This is a genomic window from Pirellulales bacterium, assembly GCA_036490175.1.
GTDB lineage: Bacteria > Planctomycetota > Planctomycetia > Pirellulales > JACPPG01 > JACPPG01.
The window spans coordinates 1-21,141 of the sequence record DASXEJ010000136.1; the positions used below are offsets into that span (position 1 = coordinate 1).

12 protein-coding genes are annotated in these 21,141 nt (G+C 60.4%); 8 read left to right on the forward strand and 4 right to left on the reverse strand.

The window, feature by feature from the left end; all coding sequences use genetic code 11:
• Positions 1-2,922, forward strand: a 2,922-nt coding sequence (locus VGG64_10215; protein HEY1599967.1) for a DUF1553 domain-containing protein, incomplete at its 5' end; no start/stop codon positions are given.
• Complete coding sequence (locus VGG64_10220) at positions 2,912-4,420, forward strand: DUF1501 domain-containing protein (GenBank protein ID HEY1599968.1); 1,509 nt, start codon at positions 2,912-2,914, stop codon at positions 4,418-4,420. The genes VGG64_10215 and VGG64_10220, both read left to right, overlap by 11 nt.
• 108 nt (positions 4,421-4,528) lie before the next feature.
• On the opposite strand, the gene VGG64_10225 is transcribed toward VGG64_10220, so the two are convergent.
• Positions 4,529-6,055 carry an MmgE/PrpD family protein gene (locus tag VGG64_10225; protein HEY1599969.1) on the reverse strand — a complete coding sequence of 509 codons (1,527 nt, stop codon included), beginning with the start codon at positions 6,053-6,055 and terminating at the stop codon, positions 4,529-4,531.
• Between the two features lie 331 nt (positions 6,056-6,386).
• Here VGG64_10225 and VGG64_10230 point away from each other — a divergent pair, with 331 nt between their 5' ends.
• The 3 genes from VGG64_10230 to hemL all read left to right on the forward strand — a co-directional run bounded on the left by VGG64_10230 (position 6,387) and on the right by hemL (position 10,731).
• Positions 6,387-8,261, forward strand: a complete 1,875-nt coding sequence (locus VGG64_10230; GenBank protein HEY1599970.1) for a serine/threonine-protein kinase — start codon at positions 6,387-6,389, stop codon at positions 8,259-8,261.
• Between the two features lie 34 nt (positions 8,262-8,295).
• Positions 8,296-9,315, forward strand: coding sequence for a porphobilinogen synthase (gene hemB, locus VGG64_10235; GenBank protein HEY1599971.1), 1,020 nt, complete (start codon positions 8,296-8,298; stop codon positions 9,313-9,315).
• 120 nt (positions 9,316-9,435) lie between these two features.
• Complete coding sequence (gene hemL / locus VGG64_10240) at positions 9,436-10,731, forward strand: glutamate-1-semialdehyde 2,1-aminomutase (protein HEY1599972.1); 1,296 nt, start codon at positions 9,436-9,438, stop codon at positions 10,729-10,731.
• A 6-nt stretch (positions 10,732-10,737) separates the two neighbouring features.
• Here hemL and VGG64_10245 read toward each other — a convergent pair whose 3' ends face one another.
• Together VGG64_10245 and tsaB are read right to left on the reverse strand one after the other, a co-directional pair.
• Positions 10,738-11,685, reverse strand: coding sequence for an NF038122 family metalloprotease (locus VGG64_10245; GenBank protein HEY1599973.1), 948 nt, complete (start codon positions 11,683-11,685; stop codon positions 10,738-10,740).
• 213 nt (positions 11,686-11,898) lie between these two features.
• Positions 11,899-12,582: a tRNA (adenosine(37)-N6)-threonylcarbamoyltransferase complex dimerization subunit type 1 TsaB gene (tsaB, locus tag VGG64_10250; protein HEY1599974.1), complete on the reverse strand. Its 684-nt coding sequence runs from the start codon at positions 12,580-12,582 to the stop codon at positions 11,899-11,901.
• A 413-nt stretch (positions 12,583-12,995) separates the two neighbouring features.
• Between tsaB and VGG64_10255 the strand changes: the two genes are divergently transcribed.
• The 3 genes from VGG64_10255 to VGG64_10265 all read left to right on the forward strand — a co-directional run bounded on the left by VGG64_10255 (position 12,996) and on the right by VGG64_10265 (position 17,399).
• Positions 12,996-13,886 carry a leucine-rich repeat domain-containing protein gene (locus VGG64_10255; GenBank protein ID HEY1599975.1) on the forward strand — a complete coding sequence of 297 codons (891 nt, stop codon included), beginning with the start codon at positions 12,996-12,998 and terminating at the stop codon, positions 13,884-13,886.
• 316 nt (positions 13,887-14,202) lie between these two features.
• Positions 14,203-14,952: a metallophosphoesterase family protein gene (locus tag VGG64_10260; protein ID HEY1599976.1), complete on the forward strand. Its 750-nt coding sequence runs from the start codon at positions 14,203-14,205 to the stop codon at positions 14,950-14,952.
• Between the two features lie 113 nt (positions 14,953-15,065).
• Positions 15,066-17,399, forward strand: coding sequence for a YidC/Oxa1 family insertase periplasmic-domain containing protein (locus VGG64_10265; protein HEY1599977.1), 2,334 nt, complete (start codon positions 15,066-15,068; stop codon positions 17,397-17,399).
• Between the two features lie 32 nt (positions 17,400-17,431).
• On the opposite strand, the gene dnaE is transcribed toward VGG64_10265, so the two are convergent.
• Positions 17,432-21,022: a DNA polymerase III subunit alpha gene (dnaE, locus tag VGG64_10270; protein HEY1599978.1), complete on the reverse strand. Its 3,591-nt coding sequence runs from the start codon at positions 21,020-21,022 to the stop codon at positions 17,432-17,434.
• Between the last annotated feature and the right edge of the window lie 119 nt (positions 21,023-21,141).

The window sequence follows — 21,141 nt, forward strand, 5'->3', positions numbered from 1 at the left end:
ATCGCGCCGCTTTTGGCTGCCCGTTGTTTGGGTTGCCATAACGCGACTGACAAAAAGGGGGAACTCGACCTGACCCAGGCGGCGACAGCGGTGGCCGGAGGGACCGCCGGAGCAGCAATCGTCGCCAGCCAACCAGACGAAAGCTACCTGTGGCAGCGCGTCCGCGACGACGAAATGCCCCCCAAGAAGCCGCTCGCCGCTGCGGAAAAAGAACTGCTCCGCGGCTGGATCGAGGCCGGAGCTGCGTGGGGCACCAATCCGATCGATCGCTTTCGTTATACGAGCGATGTACGCGGTGGATATGACTGGTGGTCATTGCAGCCGGTCCGTCCGACCGAGCCTCCTGCCGTGCATGAACAGTCTTGGCCGCGGGGTCCGCTCGATCGATTCGTGCTAGCCCGGCTCGAAGGCGCGGGGCTCAAACCTTCGCCCGAGGCCGATCGACGTACCTTGATACGCCGGCTGTCGTTCGATCTCACAGGTTTGCCCCCTGTGCCAAACGATGTCGCCGCATTTGTTGCCGACCAAGATCCGCAAGCCTACAAACGGCTGGTAGACCGATTGCTCGCCTCGCCGCAATATGGCGAGCGGTGGGCGCGGCACTGGCTCGATTTGGCGCGATTCGGTGAAAGCAACGGTTTCGAGTATGACGAGCCACGTCGCAATGCATGGCCCTATCGCGATTGGGTGATTGACGCACTGAATCGCGATCTACCCTTCGATGAGTTCGCGCGCCAGCAATTGGCCGGCGATGTGTTGCTGCCCGGCGACCCGGACGCGATCAAGGCCACGGGCTTTCTCACGGCAGGAGCCTACGACACCGCGGGCCAGAATCAGCAAAGCGCCGCCATGAAGGCCGTCGTTCGCCAGGATGAGCTGGAAGATCTGGTCGGCACGACGTGCCAAACTTTTCTTGCTCTGACGGTCAACTGCGCACGCTGCCATGATCACAAGTTCGATGCCGTTCGACAGAGCGAATACTACCGGCTCACATCGGCGTTGGGGGGCGTACGACATGGCGAACGTGACGTCACGTCATCTGCTGAAAAATCGCTATTTGCGCTGCAGTCGGCCGACGCGTTAGGCCGCATCGCCCAATTGACCGAGCAGATCGTCGCGATCGACGAGCCGGCCCGCGCAGAAATTCTGCAGGAGCGGGAGGCCTCGAGCACCGTGACACGCCATGCGCCGACGCCATTGTCGTCATGGGATTTCTCGGTGGACACGCGCGACAAGATTGGCTTCCTACACGGCACCACGCATGGTGCGGCGGCAGTGGTTGATGGTGGCCTGATGTTGGATGGAGCCGAGAGCTACGTGAGTACCATTCCGTTGAGCAAAGACCTGGGCGCCAAAACGCTCGAAGTATGGCTGAGGTTGTCCCATCTGCAACAAGCAGGCGGCGGCGTAGTGGCGGTCCAGAAATTAGACGGATCGGTCTTCGACGCAATCGTCTTCGGCGAGCGCGAGCCGGACCGCTGGATGGCTGGCAGCAATAATTTCTTGCGATCGCAACCGTTTGGCGGTCCGGCTGAAACCATTGCTGACAAGGAATTTGTTCACATTGCCATCGTCTATGCCGAGGATGGAACCGTCACCGCTTACCGCAACGGAGTGCCGTACGGCAAGCCCTACTCCACCGCCGGGCCCGTAACCTATAAAGCGGGCGAATCGCAAGTGGTGATCGGCATGCGTCACGGACCGCCGGGTGGTAATAGGATGCTCGCCGGCAAGATAGCGCGCGCCGCGCTTTACGAACGAGCGTTAACGGCTGAGGAAGTGGCCACTTCAGCGGCATCGAATTCGAACTTTGTCGCCGAATCCGCGATCCTCGCGCGGCTCTCACCTGACGCATTGTCTCAACGTCGGACCTGGAACAAAGAAATCGGCCAGTTACGTGCCGCAACGAGCTTGCCGCCGAGTGTAAAGTGCTATGCGGTTGCGCCACGGCAGCCCGAACCGGCTCATCTGCTGGTGCGCGGCGACATTCGTCAGCAAGGCACCGAGGTTACTCCGGGGGGAATCGCTGCGCTCGCGGGCTCGGACGCCAATTTCAGCTTGTCGGCCGATGCGCCCGAAGCGCAGCGAAGAGCAGCACTGGCACACTGGATCACGAGCCCGCAAAATCCGCTCTTCGCGCGTGTGATTGTTAACCGCGTCTGGCATTACCATTTCGGCATGGGACTGGTTGATACACCGAACGATTTCGGTTTCAACGGTGGACGTCCAACCCATCCTGAGCTGCTGGATTGGCTAGCGGCAAAGTTTGTGGCCGACGGATTCAGCTTGAAGCAATTGCATCGCACCATCGTGTTGTCAGCGACGTATCGCCAGGCGTCGACGTACGATGTCGCGGCGGTGCGGCAAGATGCCGAGAATAGACTGCTGTGGCGCAAGCGGCCGCAGCGTTTGGAAGCCGAAGCGGTGCGCGACGCCACCTTGGCGGTTGCCGGCGAACTGAATCCGGCCCGCGGCGGCGCCGGGTTTGCAGATTACAAAGTGGTGTTGAGATCAGGCACGTACACCTATCTGCCCGCCGACCCGATCGGCCCGGAATATAACCGCCGCAGCGTCTACCGCACTTGGACGCGGGGCGGTCGCAACGGGCTGCTGGATGCGTTCGATTGCCCCGATCCCTCGACTACGGCGCCGCGCCGCGCGCTGACAACCACTCCGCTGCAAGCCTTGGTCTTGCTCAACAACTCGTTTGTATTGCGGATGGCAGACGCGTTCGCCTGCCGCCTCGAGCGCGAGGCTGGCGCGGAAGTCGATCGGCAGGTCCACCTGGCCTACCAGTTGGCCTGCGCGCGCTCGCCGGCTGACGACGAACTCGCCACCGCCCGCCGCGTGGTCAGCGAATTTGGGTTGCCCTCGCTGACCCGGGCGATCTTCAACAGTAATGAATTCTTGTATGTCGATTGATCATCATTACATCACGCGTCCTGTAAAGGCGCGCTCTAACGAACGACTTACCATCGACATGGCACTGCCGCCGGTCGATCGGCGCGGGTTTTTGTCGTGGGTGGCGTCAGGCCTGGGGGGAGTGGCCTTGACCAACTTGCTCGCGCGCGGTGGCTACGCCTCGGCCGCGCCGGTGCCCGGCGAGGCTGACGATCTGCCGCCGCACCGTGCCCCTCGGGCCCAACGCGTAATCCATATCTGTCTATGCGGCGCGCTGAGCCATGTCGATTCGTTCGATTACAAACCAGCGCTCGCCAAGTATCACGGTCAGCCGTTGCCTGCCGACGAGAAGCCGGACGTGTTTTTTGGCCAGGTTGGCCTGCTGCGCAAGAACGACTGGGATTTCGCCCAGCGAGGGCGCAGTGGGCTGTGGGTCTCGGAGCTGTTTCCGTGCATTGCCGAGATGGCCGACGAGCTGACGATCATCAATTCGATGTACGCCGAAACGTCGAACCACACGCCCGCCACATTTCAAGAGAACAGCGGCTTTCGCCTGAACGGATTTCCTGTGCTCGGTTCCTGGCTGTCATACGGCTTGGGGGCCGAGACGGATGATCTCCCCTCGTTCGTCGTTATTCCCGACGTGCGTGGCATGCCGGCCGGCGGCACGATCAATTGGACCAATGGTTTCTTGCCTGCGCGGCACCAAGGTGTCGTGTTCCGCAGCACGGGCACCGCAATCGACGATCTCACGCCGGCGCAACCCATCGACAGCGCGCATGAACGGGCAACGCGCGACCTGTTGAATGCCATGAACCGCAGGCATCTCGAACAACGCGGCGCCGACGACGCCCTATCTGCCCGGGTGCGAAGCTACGAGTTGGCGGCAAAAATGCAACTCGCCGTTCCCGAGGTTACGACGCTCGACGGCGAGACCGCGGCCACACACACGTTGTACGGGCTCGATCGTGCGGAGTCTGCCGATTTCGGGCGAGGTTGCTTACTGGCAAGGAGACTACTCGAACGCGGCGTGCGATTCGTGCAACTCTTTTCCGGCGGGTCGTTCGGGAACCCTCGCATCAACTGGGACGGTCACGAAGACATGGTCGCTAATCACGGCCAGGAGGCGCCACGCATCGATCGGCCCGTGGCCGGTTTGCTGCGCGACTTGCGGCAACGTGGCATGCTGGACGACACGCTGGTGCTCTTTACCACGGAGTTCGGGCGAACCCCTTTCACGCAGTCCGCTGCCGACATTATCGGAAAAGGGCGCGATCACAATCAATATGGGTTCTCGGTTTGGATGGCCGGCGCAGGATTACGGCCTGGCACTTCTTATGGTCGCACGGATGAGTTCGGCTACAAGGCTGTGGAGAACCGCGTGCACTGGAACGACTTCCACGCCACAGTGCTACACCTGTTGGGCATCGATCACGAGCGGCTGACGTTTTACCACAATGGCATTCGCCGCCGCCTGACGAACGTACATGGTGAAGTGATACCGACGATCCTGGCCTGAGCGATGATCTTCGCTCTGTCGCGCTCCAGCGATCGCGGATTCTACAGGATCGAACGGGTCGCGTTGCCCGCAGTGCGTTACACAAAGCGGCGCGAGCACGCACTACGTTTAAAATCCGCCGCGCTCAAGTATTTCAAAATCGTACAGCTGCGCGATATCGCTGGCAGATTTCTCGGTCAGAGCTGTAAACCTCTTGTAGAGTTGGTCGACGTCGCGCACGCCAAGTCCGGCGAGCAGTCGGAATTTATGGGCAAGCAATTGGTCCAGCTGCCCGCCGGAATTGCGCGCATGTCCTTGGGGATACATAACCAAGCCGCTCGACAGGCGGCCCAAGGTCGCATGCTCGATTTCCAGTGATGTAGGAATGCCGTCCGGGTATTTGGCGTCGTATTCGGAGCCGCCGTGCGCGAACTCGATACGCTGCATGATTCCGCGGGTCAACGGATGAAACAAGCTTTGCTGGTTGTAGTCCTCCGGCACCAGCATCAACTCTTGCCAGCCCGAACGCCGCTGCTCGAAGGCCTTCCGCAACAGCGTCGCGATGATATAGACCATCGAGTGGTCGGCGCTTTGTCTGGTATGTGGATCTCGCTTGGCTGGGTCGCCGATGATATGGAATGCCGGCTCATAGATCGCGATGCGCACACGTTTGAGCTGACTTTCGTCGGCCAAGATTTGCGGGTGCTTCGCCAGCAAATCCATGACACCCTGAATGGCGCCAGCTGACTGATGCTCGTACAGCCCGAGCTTGAAGTGCATCCCCATCACCGCGAAATCGTCACCCGAGGTGCTGAGCGTCAGGTCGAAGGGACTTGTATGACGCGTCGACGGCTTTTCAAACAGGCAGAAAATGCCCTCCGGATTCCGGAAGATATCCGCTGGCCCGACAAATCCGCGCATCGCGCGGCGCATCGAGAGGATGGCAGCTTCGGTGCTGATAGCGGCCGATGCTCCCTTCGAATCAGACAATTGGTGCCCGGCGCGGATCGCACGGAAGGGAATGTAATGGGCCACTACCAGCCCGATGGCCGATTCGATCTGGTCGACATTCGCGCCCAGGATGGCCCCATAGACCGCGGCCGAGGCGATGGCACCGTGTACGACGTGGTCGATCTTGTAATTCTTGAGGGCAAAGACCTCGGCCAATCGTCCGCGAATCTCGTCGATCGCAATCATGGCCCTTAGCGTTTGCCGGCCATCGAGCCCTCGCAACTGGGCACCTGCCACGGCAACCGGATAAAAATCGTTGTGACCGAATTCGCCCTTGGTGTAACCACGGGCCGGATTAAAGCCGAAGTTGGTGCCATTGGCGTCCCACTCGCGTACTGCCGAACTATTGGCCAACACCGCCTTCTCCGGCATGACGCGCTCGGTCGAGCCGAAGCAGGGCACACCCAGGTGCGGGTCCGGACAAGTGTATTCCAGTGCTTCGCGCCTGAGCACGGTGGGGGCATTCGCACCGCAGGCCAGCGCCGAGACTCCGCACGCGATGCTGTCGAGATGAAACCGTTCGACCATGCGATAGACCGAATCCGCAGGCCCCACAGACCGGCCGGCCAGGAAATCAATCGCGTATTGGGCAATGCCCCGGGCCTGATTTTCGTTGCGTGCGAGCGTCAGATATTCGTTGGCCACGTGGGAATGTCCTTGTCCGAATGGGTAACGTGAGCAGGTTCTGTCGTGTCAAAGTGCCACGGCAGCCTTGCGGCCGCAGGGCACTGGCCGCACACACGAAAACAAGCGCGGCTCGCCGGCAAGACGTGGCGATTATCCGACTGTGGCCGCAAACTCGCAAGGACTCTGTCCAGGGTCGTCAAACCAGGGGCCTAAGGGGATCGGCGGCTGGCCTCGTCCGGCGATCGGGGCTAGATTAGCAAGAGGGTGATTTTCGCTGTCGATGGACCTGTTTGCGGTAACAATCCGGCCGCCTCCCCGCTCACTCCTTACCGCTCGTCGTGGTCGCCAAATGCAAATCGAGCAACTCGGACCATACCGGATTGGCCGCAAGCTCGGGCGTGGCGGCATGGGGACCGTCTTCGAGGCCACGCTCATCGAAACGGGCGAGCTCGCCGCCATCAAGCTTCTCTCGGCGACGCTGGCACATGACGATGGCTTTCGCGATCGCTTCAAAGCCGAGATCGAGACCCTGCGCAAGCTCCGCCATCCAAACATCGTGCGGCTTTTCGGGTTCGGTGAGCAAGAAGAGTACTTGTACTATTCGATGGAACTTGTGGACGGGCGAAGTCTCGAGGACGAGTTGCAAACCGGCCGTCGCTTCGCGTGGCGCGAGGTGACCGACTTCGCCGTTCAGACTTGTCGAGCACTGAAACATGCCCATGATCGTGGCGTCATCCACCGCGACATCAAACCCGCTAATTTACTGCTGACGCCGGAAGGACAAATCAAGCTCTCGGATTTCGGCATTGCCAAGCTGTTTGGATCGGCTGGCATGACGGCCGTGGGAGGAGTGCTAGGGACGGCTGAATACATGGCACCTGAGCAGACCGATGGCCGGCCGATCACTCCCCGCTGCGATCTGTACAGCTTGGGTGGCGTCATGTACACGCTGTTGGCCGGGCGGCCCCCGTTCAAGGCCGCCACACTGGTCGAGATGCTGCAATTACAGCGCTATGCCGAACCCGATCCGGTGCGCCGCTATGCCCCGGATGTGCCCGAAGAGTTGCAGTTCATTGTGGCCGATTTGCTGGTGAAGGATCCCGAACAGCGCATCGCCACGGCGATGGTGCTGTCGCGGCGATTGGAAGCGATGCGTCATGGGCTGTCGCAGCGCATTGATCCGATCTTATCAGCCCCCACGCAGGCCGCGGACATCCCTCCGGACGTCAGCGTGTCCAGCGCCACCATGACGGCCCCAGGTCCGCCGCCCGCGCCGCTCAAGCCAGGATCGGCCAACATTTCGCCCGAGCAATACGAACTAGCGGCGCCCGTCTCGCCGCACGAAGTCACCGCCGCCATACGGCGCGAACGCGCGCTCGGCGTAACGATCGACCTGGTGTCGTCGACGGCCGCAGAAAAGAAGATCGCGGACAAGCTGCCCGAGGTCCCGCCGGAAGAGCCTGCCGCAAGTTTTGTGAAAGTCTCGGAAGAGGAACATCGGCGACGCGAGGCTACCGTCGAAGAGCCGTCGCACTGGCGTGGTTTGCAGACCGCGGTACTACTCGGCGCCGGAGCTTTGTTGGGCCTCGGCACCTGGTATCTCATGCAGCCGGCCTCGGCAGACCGTTTGTACGCGCGCGTCGCGCAGGCGGCCAGGACGGGCGAGATATCCACGCTGCAGTCTGTCGATGGAGAAATCAAGGCTTTTTTGCAGCACTATCCGAACGATTCTCGCGCCGCGGAAGTGCGCCAATATCAGGACGAGGTCGAGCTGTATATCGCCGGGCGGCGGGCGGAGTGGCGGGCGAGGTCTGCCGCGAATGTCGATTCTGCCTCGCCTCTGGAGCGCGCCTATCTGGAGGCGATGAGCCACGCTCGGTTGAATCCCGAAGTGGCCGAACAGCGATTGCAGGCCATCGTCGCTTTGTACGACGGGACACAAAGCCTCGACGTTTCAGACCAAGAAACTCTGCGACTGGCACGCAAACAATGGGAATTGCTGCGTGGTCGGATCCAACAACAATCCAGCGAGGTGCTGCAAGTGCTGACACAGCGATTGGATACCGCCGACCAACTGCAACAGACCGATCCTACGGCCGCTCGCGCCATTCGCGAAGCCGTGGTGAAACTTTACGGCGACAAACCCTGGGCGGCGCGGGCCGTCGATCGCGCCACGGCTGGCTTAGCGGCGCGCACGGCGGCGGAAGCTTCTTCGGTCCAATAAGCGGACTTCTTCTAATTCGTGATTCGACGCCATAATGAACGCACCGCGCTCTTTTCAAACTGGTTTTCCCACCACGCGCTTGCGACGTCTGCGACAACATCCGCGCCTGCGCGAGATGATTCGGGCCACGCGCGTCGAAACAAATCGCTTGATCCAACCGTTGTTCGTGCGACCTGGGCGAGGCGTGCGACAGGCCATCGACGCCATGCCTGGCATTTTCCAATTGTCGGTCGATGAGGTGTCGCGTGAAGCGGCGGAATTGGCCGCTGCTGGAATCTCGGGTGTGATCTTGTTCGGTATCCCTGCCGAAAAAGATCCGCTCGGCAAAGACGCCTATAGCGACGAGGGGATTGTGCCGCAGGCGGTGCGGGCTCTGAAACGAGCAACGCCTGACTTGCTGGTGATCACCGACGTTTGTTTTTGCGAGTACACGGATCACGGTCACTGCGGGGTCGTAGGCCAGGTGGCTGGTCGGACAGACGTCGATAACGACGCCACCCTCGGACTTCTCGCACGCCAGGCGATTACCCACGCCCGCGCGGGTGCAGACGTGATCGCACCCAGCGGCATGATGGACGGCATGGTCGGGGCCATCCGCCGGGCGCTCGACGAGAGTGGCCACTCACATCTGCCGATCATGAGCTATGCCGCCAAATTTGCCAGCGCGTTTTATGGCCCCTTCCGCGAGGCGGCTGAAAGCGCACCGGCCTTCGGAGACCGCCGCAGCTACCAGATGGATCCGGCTACCGATCCAGGCCAGGCTTTGCGTGAGGTCGACCTCGACTTGGCCGAAGGGGCCGACATAGTCATGGTCAAGCCGGCACTCGCGTATCTCGACATCTTGCGGAGCGTGCGCGATCGATTTCCGGGAGTCCCGCTGGCTGCGTACAACGTATCGGGCGAGTACAGCATGGTCAAAGCGGCCGCAGCACGCGGTTGGATCGACGAGCGAGCCGTCGTGATTGAATCGCTCACAGCCATGCATCGCGCCGGCGCGGATATAATTCTTACGTATTGGGCCAAGGACGTGGCCCATTGGCTGGCGACGACGTGACCATTGCCGCATGATCTGTGAACCGCGGCATCCTTTTTGTCGCGAGTTCCTGGTGCATTCTGGGCCGAGCGGTAATCGTTCCACACCGCAGCATCCCTGCTATTTCTCGGAGATCTTGCCGTGACGCGTGAGAAGAGCCAGGCCGCATTTGCCCGGGCAAAGCAGCTTATTCCCGGCGGCGTGAACAGCCCAGCCCGCGCCTTCGGCGGAGTCGGAGGTGAGCCCATTTTCTTCGAGCGCGGCAAAGGGGCTTATCTATATGACATCGACGGCCAGCGATTCATCGATTACGTCGGCTCCTGGGGTCCGATGATCCTGGGACACTGCTATCCTCCGGTGGTCGCGGCGCTGGAGGAGACGATCCATCGCGGAACCAGCTTCGGTGCTCCGACATTGGCCGAAAACGAACTTGCTCAACTGATTATCGACGCCGTGCCTTCGGTCGAGAAGGTCCGTCTGGTGAGCTCGGGCACGGAAGCAACAATGAGCGCGATCCGTTTGGCGCGCGGCTTCACAGGTCGAGATGTCATCATCAAATTTGCCGGCAACTATCATGGCCACGTTGACAGCTTGCTGGTGGCCGCCGGCAGTGCCGCCGCGACGTTGGGCGTTCCCAACTCGCCGGGAGTGACGGCGGGCACGACGCGCGACACGCTGGTGTTGGCCTACAACGACGTCGCAGGACTTGAGCGCGCGTTTGCCGAACACGGTTTGCGCGTGGCGGGCGTAATTCTCGAGCCAGTCGTAGGCAATATGGGTTGCGTCATTCCTACTTCCGAGTTTCTGACGGTGCTGCGGCGGCTGACCAGTATTGCCGGTGCGCTGCTGATCTTCGACGAGGTCATGACCGGGTTCCGAGTGGCGTACGGCGGAGCGCAATCGATCTTCGAAATCACACCCGATTTGACGACTCTCGGTAAGATCGTCGGGGGCGGGTTGCCCGTAGGCGCCTATGGAGGCCGGGCCGATATCATGGATCGCATTCTGCCCGCCGGACCCGTATTTCAGGCTGGCACGCTCAGTGGCAATCCGCTGGCGGTTGCCGCCGGCATCGCCACGCTCAAATGCTTGCGAGACGACCCGCCCTATGGCCGGCTGGAACAGCTCGGCAGCCAATTGCAGGCGGGTTTTGCGGCAGCTGCTAAGCATGCCGGCATTGAGCATTCGATCACGCGCGTGGGAAGCATGATGACGCTGTTCTTCAACGCTCAGCCGGTCGCGGATTGGGACGGTGCCAGCCGATCGAATACGCAGCGTTTCGCCCGTTGGTTTTGGGATCTCATTGAGCGCGGCGTCTATATGCCGTGCAGCCAATATGAGGCGCTGTTCATCTCGGCCGCGCATAGCGAACAGGATATCGAAACCACCGTTGGCGCCGCAAAGCAAATCCTGCCCATGTTGGCAAAATTGGCTTAAAGCCACTCAGTTTGCCGATCGTTTTCGATTTGCGCAGTTCAATGCACGCAGCCGTTGCGCGCTCGGGTATAGCAAGAACAAGCCGACCATCATCCCCGCCAACAACGTGCCGCTCGTGGGCTCGGGCACCAGATGGTAACCGAGCACGTCGAGATAGGTCGTATCGACCGTCGTCAGACCATTCACCACGCCGGAGTTGGAGAAAGCGTTGAACGAATCCGGTCCCTGGTTTTTGGCCCAGTCGCCGCGATCGAACGAGTCATCGAAATATTTCAAGTTCGTGATGCCGCCATTAATCGAAAAGTATACGCTTGTATCGACGCTGCTGAGTCCACGCACACCGGGCGCGGTGTAGCGAAATAGGTCTGCCACATCGATGTAAGTGGGCGGGGAAACCGCAGCGATGCGTCCCAGGATGTGGGAAATCTCGTGCATCGCAATTCCTACGAAGTCGTACTCGCCGGGGACGGCACGATTGTTGGGATCAAACGTAAAACTCTGAACCGTGCTGAACGTAAACGTGCCGGTATTGTAGGGATCATTGGCACCAAGGAATCCTAACGCTTGGGCTTCGGCTCTGGGGATGAACATCGTGCTGCCGCCGGTTGGGTCCGCGGCGCTCAGACTGGCAATCGATGTGGCATCGTTCGCAGTCGTCGCACTCTTGATGAGAGCATTGCGCACCTGGGTATAGTTGAAAGGTCCCAAAAAAATATCGTTTGCTTGCCCCAAAACCGGCGACGGCAGAGCAGCGGCGGCAATTGTGACGTTGATCGTGATCGGATCGGAGTACAGGTTCTCGAACTGTTGAATCGCGTAATTGGTCGCCGTCTCGACCTGACTCGCATAGGGAAGCGCCGTCACCGTAGGGTCGAACTTGGGCAAGATGATCAATGCTCGAGCGGGCACCGCGCTCGCCAACACGACAACGAGACCGATTATCGTTCGTAGCATCAAAGGCATTGACCGAGTTTCTCCAGCGAACCGATGCCTGGGACCAAACCAAGCTAACGGTGTCTGTCCGTATCCTAATCGGCCGCGCCGTGAGATGCCGCTTACGTGCGCGAGAATTGCGGTTTCTGCCGAAAAACCGCGGCGGCACGGATGTAACGGCACTCGGGAACCGAATTGCGCGGGGCCCGCCTGCGATTCTTACGGTCCCGTGGTTCAGGTCGAACGAGCTTCCAACTTTTCTTCCGCCGCACTGCGCCTCAGATAGAGCGGTGCCAGCGACCAAAGGTCGTCCGCCATGCCACGCTGAATGCGCGCGGCCGCCAGCCGACCAACCGCGGCAGCATCAGGCGACCAACAAGAATGCGGGGCAACCGTGGCTTGCGGCGGCACTTGCTCTGCGAATTTCACGAGCGCCGGGCCCGTGACGACGACTCCTGGCGGCAGGCCGGCAAGCCAGGTCGCGGACTCGACGATTCGCACATCACTGGCGGCGATGAGTTGGCCTGCTTGGTCGCGCGAAAATAAACCGGCGTAGACTTCGCCACGTTGTGCATCAATCGCCGTAGCCACCAGGAGTGCCTCGGCCGGCGAGCGGGCGGCGATTGCCTCCAAGGTCCCAATGCCCACGACCTGCGCCCCTACAGCATAGGCAAAGGCCTTGGCCGTCATGACTCCTAGGCGCAGCCCTGTAAAAGAACCCGGGCCCACGGCCACAGCGACCAACTGCACGTCCCGTGGCGTCCATGCGACCTGGCGGAGCAACTCGCGAATACCAGGGGCCAAGGTGCGAGCACTTCGCCCGGCGGGGTCGAGCTCGATCTGGGTTAAAAGACTGCCAGCGTCGAATGAGGCAACACTGCCTGACGTACCGCTGGTTTCGATTGCTAGGATGCGCAATGGGAGGACCTTAGAATGTTGTCTTCAATTGAACGTCATGCTTTTTCAGCATCGACGCTACCGGATGAAAATATTCTAGCATGGCCGGCACGACCCAACCGCTTCCCGCGACGCAGCAGCCCGTCCGCCATTGGCTCTCTTATAGCCTGCGTTCGCTCTTCGGTTTGATGACCGTATTTTGCATCCCCCTGGTTTGGATCACTTACGAACGGGCGCAATCCCGGCACGAGCTGCAAGTTGTTGACCAAATAAAAGCGAGCGACCAGTCGACCGTGGTTAGGTTCGTGGGCCGATTCGATCGTCCGGATTTTGACCTGTCTGGAAAGCTAATAGCGCCGCCCTGGTGGCGTCGCGTTCTGTCAGTCTTGTGTGGACCGAGAGTCGAAGCGGTGCTTGCCTATCAGCATCGATCGTTGGACGACATCTCGACGCTTGCCGCCCTAAAAAGGCTCGAAATGCTCAGCCTGGAGGAAACGCGAGTGACCGACCTCTCGCCGCTCAGCAGCCTCACTGGCCTGGTTGCAGTTTTCCTTAACGATACCCAAGTAAGCGACATTTCACCGATTGCAGGTTTCAAAGACCTGGAGAGACTCGACCTCGCACGTACAGGCGTCAGCGATCTTCGGCCGCTCGCGAGACTGCCGCGACTATCCACGCTAGTTCTCGATGGTTGTCCGGTTCGCGATCTTGCCCCGCTCAGCGAAGCGAAGCAATTGGACATGGTCTGCTTTGAGGACACCCCGGTTAGCGATCTGTCTCCGCTCGCCGGTCTAATGAATCTGCAAGCCCTCTACTTCAACGGCAGTCAGGTCGTCGACATTTCACCGCTGGCCGGGCTTTCGAAGCTGGGTAACGTTGGCCTTGCGCGTACGCCGGTGAGCGATTTTGCGCCGCTGGGCGCACTCACTGCGCTCGAGATCCTGAACGTCAGCGGCACGCAAATCAGCGACCTCGCGCCTCTGGCCAGACTCACGAGCCTGCGGTATCTCCACTTTGACGATACCAAAGTCCGCGATCTCACTCCGCTAGCCGGATTCAAAAACCTTGGAACCGTGTCCTTCAGCGGCACGCCGGTTAGCGCCATCTGGCCGCTCGCCGGTCTCACTGGCTTGCAAGAACTCTGGCTCGACCGCACGGCGGTTACCGACCTCACGCCGCTTTTGGGACTCAAGAGTCTCACCGAACTTCATATCCAAGGAATAGTGGTCAGCAAAGAACAGGTCGAGCTCCTCCAAAAAACATTGCCAAACTGCAAGATCGCATCCGATCTGATTTCGCGGCCCATACCCATCGCCGGGCCGTAGCGGCAATGGCGGTGTGGCCGCCGCGCGCCACTCAAATCGTGCCGGCTGCGTACAAGGGTCGTCCGGGCTTGCAGTGGGTTGTGGTCATCGCCATGTTCTGTCCGCCTCGGCCGCTGGCGTTATTTGCCGTATAATGGAGCGAGGCGGGCAGTTTTCCGCGGCCACCGGCGGCTGCCTGTGCGGTTTACGCGGCAAAATGCCTCGCCTTGACCATCGCAAAACGCTAACTTACACTGCGATATTGGTTTGTGACAATCTCCTCGTCTGCTCGCTGCACGCATTTGCGTGACGCCTGGGCGACATAAGGTCTGCTCTCGTGAAGCGTGCCCTGATCAGCGACATTCACAGCAACCTCGAAGCGCTCGAGGCCGTGCTGGCCGACGTCCGAGGACAGGGGATCCAAGAGATCTACTGCCTGGGGGACATCATTGGCTACGGCCCTAACCCCCGTGAGTGCATCGACCTGGTAATGACGTTGAACGTCTGCATTTTGGGCAACCACGACCAGGGCGCGCTCTTCGATCCAGAGGGATTCAACTCGGGTGCCGAGCGGGCTATTTTCTGGACGCGCGAGCAGTTGGAAAAGCCGCTGGGAAGTCCGACGGACAATGCCCGCCGCTGGGATTTTCTCGGCGAGCTGCCGCGTAATCGCCGTGAGAACGGCTTCCTTTTCGTGCATGGATCGGCCCGCAACCCGCTCAACGAATACGTGTTCCCCGAAGACATCTACAACCAGCGGAAGATGGAAAAGATCTTCTCGTTGATCGAGCATCATTGCTTTCAGGGGCACACCCACGTACCCGGCGTGTTCACTCAAAGCTTGAACTTCCTCAGTCCCGATGAGATTGGTTACCAGCACCATTTAGGGTCCGACAAGACGATGATCAACGTCGGCTCGGTCGGCCAGCCGCGCGACGGAGACTCGCGGGCCTGCTACGTAGTGCTTGAAGACGACCTGGTAACGTTCCGGCGCGTCGAGTATCCGGTGGAGAAGACGATCGCGAAGATCTACGAGACGCCGGAGCTGGACAATTTTCTGGGCGACCGTCTGCGCGACGGCCGTTAGCGACGCGCACGATTGTGCCGAGCGGCACCCACCCTATTGGCCGCAAATGGCAGCGACTGCCGAATTGCACATAACGATCGCCAAGCTCTGACTGGCGATAAAGGATGCGGGGAATGGATAAGCGATTTACGACGTTTTTGTTGGTGGCTTTTGTCGTCTTGATGGTGAACATGCAGCTGATGCGCTGGTGGCAGCAGAAGGCTGCACCCGCCGCACAGCAGGCCGCCCAGGAAAACGCCAAGCTGGCCGACAAGCCCGCGGCTGGTGCCGCTGACAAGCAGCCCGAACTCGCCGCAGTTGCGGCTGACGAGCCAGCCGACGAGAAGGCGGCTGCAGACGTCGGCGCCGAGCCCAAAAAGCCGGCTGTTCTGGCTCCTCCCCCGCAGTCCCCCGAACAACGATTAACCCTCGGTTCGGCTGATCCAAAGAGTGGTTTCCGCGAGCTCGTGACCTTTACTAGCGCCGGAGCGGCGGTTCAACGCGTCGAGCTCAACAGTCCGCAGTACCTCGATCAGGAAGACCGTAGCGGCTACTTGGGGCAACTTGACCTGGGTGTAGTGCCTAATCACGAGCAAGGCGCGCTGGTGCGCGTGGTGGGCCCTGGAACGCCCGCGGACGAGGCCGGACTCAAAGTCGACGACGTGATCACCGAGCTCAACGGGAATGCGGTCCTCGGGCCGATCGAGTTTCAAGAAGCACTCGAACAGACCGAACCGGGCGATGAGTTCACGCTCACGATCAATCGACACACTCCCGACGGAGCCGTCGACGGCCGGAAACTAAACGGCACGCTGCGCCGCCGGCCGATGGAAGTCATTCGGCCCGAAGGGATCGACGCCTTGTCGTTCCTGTTAACGATCGACAGCCTCGACGGCGAACGCATCGCCAAGGATGCCGAAGAGTTACCCGGCATCATGATGCGCACGTCCCCTTGGCAAGTGCTGCCGCGCGTCGATCCGGACGAGATCGCGTTTCAGTATGATCTGGCCGAGGCCGGGCTGTCGGTGATCAAAAAGTTTCGCCTGGGCAAAGTCGATCCGGCCGAGGCCGATAATCCTTCGGCCAAGGCATATCACCTCGACTTCGCCATCGAGGTGCGCAACACCGGCGACAGAGAGCATAAGCTGGCCTGGCGCCTCGATGGTCCCACCGGCTTGCCGCTAGAAGGCGCCTGGTATGCGATGAAGATCAGTCCGAACATGCGTGGCGGCGCCGGCATGCGCGACGTCGTGGTCGGGTTTCTGGCTAATCGGCGCGAGAAGAATGGGTTGGTCAGCGCCTACACGATCGCCGAGGGTACGGACCTCCCCACCTGGCAAGACGATTGGTTGAAGTATATCGGTGTCGACGCCCAGTATTTTGCCGTAGCCCTGCTGCCGGCGAGCGCCGAAGAGACGGACAATGGCGCTGCCGATGAGACAAATTACGGCCGCGCCGTGCCGATTCGCGTAGGCGATGTGCCGGCCGATCGTAGCAAGCTCAACCGCACGAACGTATCGTTCCGCCTGATAAGCAAAGTGGAAACCGTCGCTCCGCAAGGCAAGCCGTTTGCACAATCATTCAAGATCTTCTCAGGGCCGAAGAAGCCGGCGCTGCTTGCGCATTACGGCCTCGGCAACCTGGTCTACTACGGCTGGTTCGGTTGGGTAGCGCAACCGATGCTCGAAGTGCTGCACTTTTTCTACAGGATCATTCCCAACTACGGCATCGCGATCATCATGCTCACCGTGCTGGTGCGCTCGATGATGTTCCCGCTCAGCCGGCGGCAAGCGCTCAATGCCCAGAAGATGCAGGAGTTGCAACCCGAGATCAAGCGGATTCAGGAGAAATACAAAGGCAACATGGAAGCCCGCAGCAAGGCGCAGCAGGAGTTGTTTCGCAAGCACAAATACAACCCTCTGGCCGGCTGTCTACCTGTTTTTCTGCAATTGCCGATTTTCCTCGGTCTCTATCGTTCGTTGTCAGTTGACGTCGAACTGCGCGGTGCGCCGCTGATCAGCGAATCGATCCGCTGGTGCTCGAACCTGGCCGCGCCTGACATGCTATGGAATTGGCACAACTATTTGCCGGCGGTATTGGCCGGGCCGAGTGGTTGGCTGGGCCCCTATTTCAATCTATTGCCGTGCATCACGATCGGCCTGTTCATCTGGCAACAGAAGATGTTCATGCCCCCGGCGGCCGACGAGCAAGCCGCCATGCAGCAAAAAATGATGCAATACATGATGATCTTTATGGGCGTGATGTTCTTTAAAGTGGCTAGCGGTTTGTGTCTGTACTTTATCGCCTCCAGCTTGTGGGGCATTACCGAGCGCAAGTTACTCCCCAAGTCCACGGCACCGGCCGGCGGCGCGTCCCCAACCACCGCGGCGCGGGGAGCGGTGGCACGGACCGGGGCAAATGGCAACGGTTCGTCAGAAACCAAGAAAAAGAATCGCGGCCGCGCTTAGTTCCACCGCCATCACGCCTGAGCCAGATCCCGTCAACGCCGAGCCGTGGCCGTGCCGCGCGAATAACCATTTTGACCGTGGCCGTTTTGACCACCGCCTGCCGGCCTGGGACGTGAAGCAATGGGACGCAGGCAGCCACGTCCGAGCAATTCTTCGACGCGTCTGCGCATCTCGGTTGTCAACTCGACGCGCATCCCGTCGCATGCGCATGCAACCCGGCTTCCATCGGCTAAACGCAGGACCAACTCCAACTCGCAACTGCCAGGATAGCCACGCAGGATCTCATACAGTTGCTCGAGTCCGTGAACGCCGTGTGGCTCTTCGTCGACGCGGATCGTCACGCCACGCGTGAATCGCGCCGGCAGATCCGCGAGGTGCATGACTTCGTTGACGATCAGATTGGCCTCTTCGCTGCCGGGGCGCTTGTCGATGGCACCGCGGACGGCCACGATACCGTCGGCCTTGACCAGTTCGCCGTAGTTGGCGAACTCCTCGGGCCAGACAATACAACGCATCATGCCGGCCGTGTCCTCCAGATCGAACATGGCGTACTTCGTAGCGGTACTGCCGGGCCGGGGGTTTTTGGTGTTCGAGAACTTGATCGAGGCCAGGATTCCACCTAATACCACCTCCGTCCGGTGCGCCAACGCCGTGGCCTCGACTGCAGTATGGGTGCAATAGCTGGCCAATGTCTCCTCGTGCTCGGCCAGCGGGTGGCTCGACAGATAGTAGCCCAGGACCTCCTTCTCGGCCGCAAGCTTTTCTCGTTCGGGCCATTCGGGCAGATCTGGCAAGGTGGCCGCGGTCACCGTCGGCTCATCATCCGCGGCAAAAAGACCCTTCTGCCCCGAGCGGCGGTCGGCCAAAGCCGCGGCGCCGGATTGTAAGGCGCGCTCCACCGCCGCGGCGTTCTGCGAACGCCGCGCCCCCGTAAAGTCGAACGCGCCGGCTTTGACTAGCGATTCAATCGTGGCCCGATTGACCAGCGATGGGTCGACGCGCTCGCAAAAGTCGAATAGATCGACGAACGGCCCGTTCGCGCGGCGCTCGGCATTGATCGCGTCGGCAGCTTGCGCGCCGCACCCCTTGATGGCGGCAAGTCCGAAGAGGATCTTGCCATCCTCGACCGCGAATTCGCCTTGGCACCGGTTTACGTCGGCCGGCACGACCGTGATATTCATCCGCCGGCAATCGTCCAGGTGCTCGACCAACGCGTCTTTCTTTTTGAAATTGCGGCCCTGAATGTCGCCGCACAACAGGGCGGCCATGAACTCGACCGAAAAATGCGCCTTCAAGTAAGCGGTCATGTACGCAATCAGGGCGTACGCGGTCGAGTGACTTTTGTTGAAGCCGTAGCCCGCAAATTTCTCGATCATGCCGAACAGCTCGTCGGCTTCGCGTTCCTTGAGTCCTTGCTCGACGGCGCCTGTGATGAACTGCTCGCGGAACTTGGCGATCATCGGCAGCTTCTTCTTGCTGATCGCCTTGATGCAGGAATAAGCGCTGGACAGCTCGATGCCCCCCAGGCGATTGAGGATCCGCATGACCTGCTCTTGATAAACCATCACACCGTGCGTCTCCTCCAGAATCTCCTTCATCACAGGATGCTTATATTCGGCCGGCTTGCGTCCGTGCTTGACCTGGATGTAGTCGTCGACCATGCCTCCTTCGAGCGGGCCTGGCCGGTAGAGCGCATTGGTGGCGATGATGTCGCGAAAATGGTCCGGCTTCATCCGCTGCAAGAGGTCTCGAATGCCACCACTTTCGAGCTGAAAGATGCCCTTGGTCTCGCCGCGGCAGAGCAACGCGAATGTGTCGCGATCGTCGAGCGGAAATTCATACGGGTCGACGTGACGGCCAGTGGTCTGCTGGATCAGTTCGACGGCTTTGGAAAGGATCGTCAGGTTGCGCAGGCCCAGAAAGTCCATCTTCAGCAGCCCGGCCCGCTCGACGTCCCCCATGGCCCATTGCGTAATGACTTCTTCCTTGCCTTGCACGCGCTGCAAGGGGACGTACTCATTCAATGGCCGGTCGGCGATCACGACGGCTGCGGCGTGCGTGCCCACGTTCCGGGCCAGGCCCTCGATCTTCATGGCCAGATTCAGCAGTTCGCGAATCTCGCCATCGTTATCGTAGGCGCGTTTCAGGTCTTCGCTGGCCTTCAGGGCTTCTTCCAAAGTGATGCCCAGGGTCTCGGGGACCATGGCGACGACCGTGTCGACGCGGGGGATCGGCAATCCCAGGGCACGCCCCACGTCGCGGATCGCGGCCCGCGCGGCCAAAGTGCCGAAGGTGCCGATCTGGGCCACGTTCGCGGCGCCGTACTTCTCTTTAACGTAGTTTATGACCTCGCCGCGGCGGTCCTTGCAGAAGTCGATATCGATATCCGGTGCTTCGAGGCGGCTGATATCGAGGAACCGCTCGAAGAGCAGGTCGTACTTCAGCGGGCAGACGTGGCTCAATCGCAAGGCAAATGCCACGAGCGAGCCCACACCCGAGCCGCGCGCCGTGGCCGGAATGTCGCGCTCGCGCGCAAAGCGCACGAAGTCCCAGACGATAAGAAAATAGTTGGGAAAGCCGAGCTTGTTGATGACGTCCAACTCGCGCTCGAGCCGCTCCAGCACCGCCGGCGCCAACTGGCCGTCGACACAATAATCAGGCTGCTTGGCATAGCGTTCTTTCAATCCGGCCAAGCACAAGTCGCGCAAATAGTCGTTGGACGTGTTTTCGCCAGGTATGTCGAACGTGGGGAAGTGCCGCTTGCCGAGTTCCAGTTCGATTGACACCCGGTCGGCGATCTCTTGACTACGGGCCACGGCATCTTCGAGTCCCGGGAAGGCCTTATACATCTCATCGGGCCCGCGTAGGAAAAATTCGTTTCCTTCCATCCGCATGCGATTGGTATCGGTGCGGAAGCGGCCCGTATTGATGCACAACAACACGTCTTGCGCTTCGGCGTCTTCTCGGTTGACATAGTGCGCGTCGCTCGTGGCCACCAGTGGCAGCCCCATGCGACGGGCTACGTCGACTGTTGCTTCCAGCGCCATCCGCTGGATCTCGACGCCGTTGTTTTGAATCTCAAGAAAATAGCGATCGCCGAACGTCTGGTGGAACCAGGCGGCGATTCGCATCGCTTCCTCGATATTGGTCTCAGTCGCACTACCACGCAGTAGCGCGCGGCTCAATTCGCCGGAGACACAGCCGCTGAGACAGATCAATCCCTCGCTGTGCGCGGCAAGCAGTTCCTTATCGATGCGAGGCTTGCGGTAAAAGCCTTCCAGGAACGCGGCCGAGGCGAGCTTGACCAGATTCTGAAAGCCGGTGCGATTTTCGGCCAATAGAGTCAGATGGTAACTTGCTTCTTGGTTCGCTTCGGCTTCTTTCTGGAAACGGCTGCCAGGCGCAATATAGGCTTCGTAGCCGATGATCGGATTGATCCCTTCGGCCTTGGCGGCCTCGTAGAATTCGAGCGCGCCGTAGAGATTGCCGTGATCCGTCAGTGCCAAGGCATTCATGCCTTGGCTTTTGGCTTTCTCGACCAATCCTTCGATCGGACTCGCGCCATCCAACAGGCTGTAATGGCTGTGGCAGTGCAGGTGAACGAAGCGACCAGCGTTGCTCATCGTGTCCTCGAGCCTGTGAAGAATCCGTCCGCGCAAAAAAATCGACTGCAAGGAAACTTATCGCGACGGGAAAACGCTTGCAGCCGACAGGAGGTCCTCTGGGCCACGCCCGCAAATAC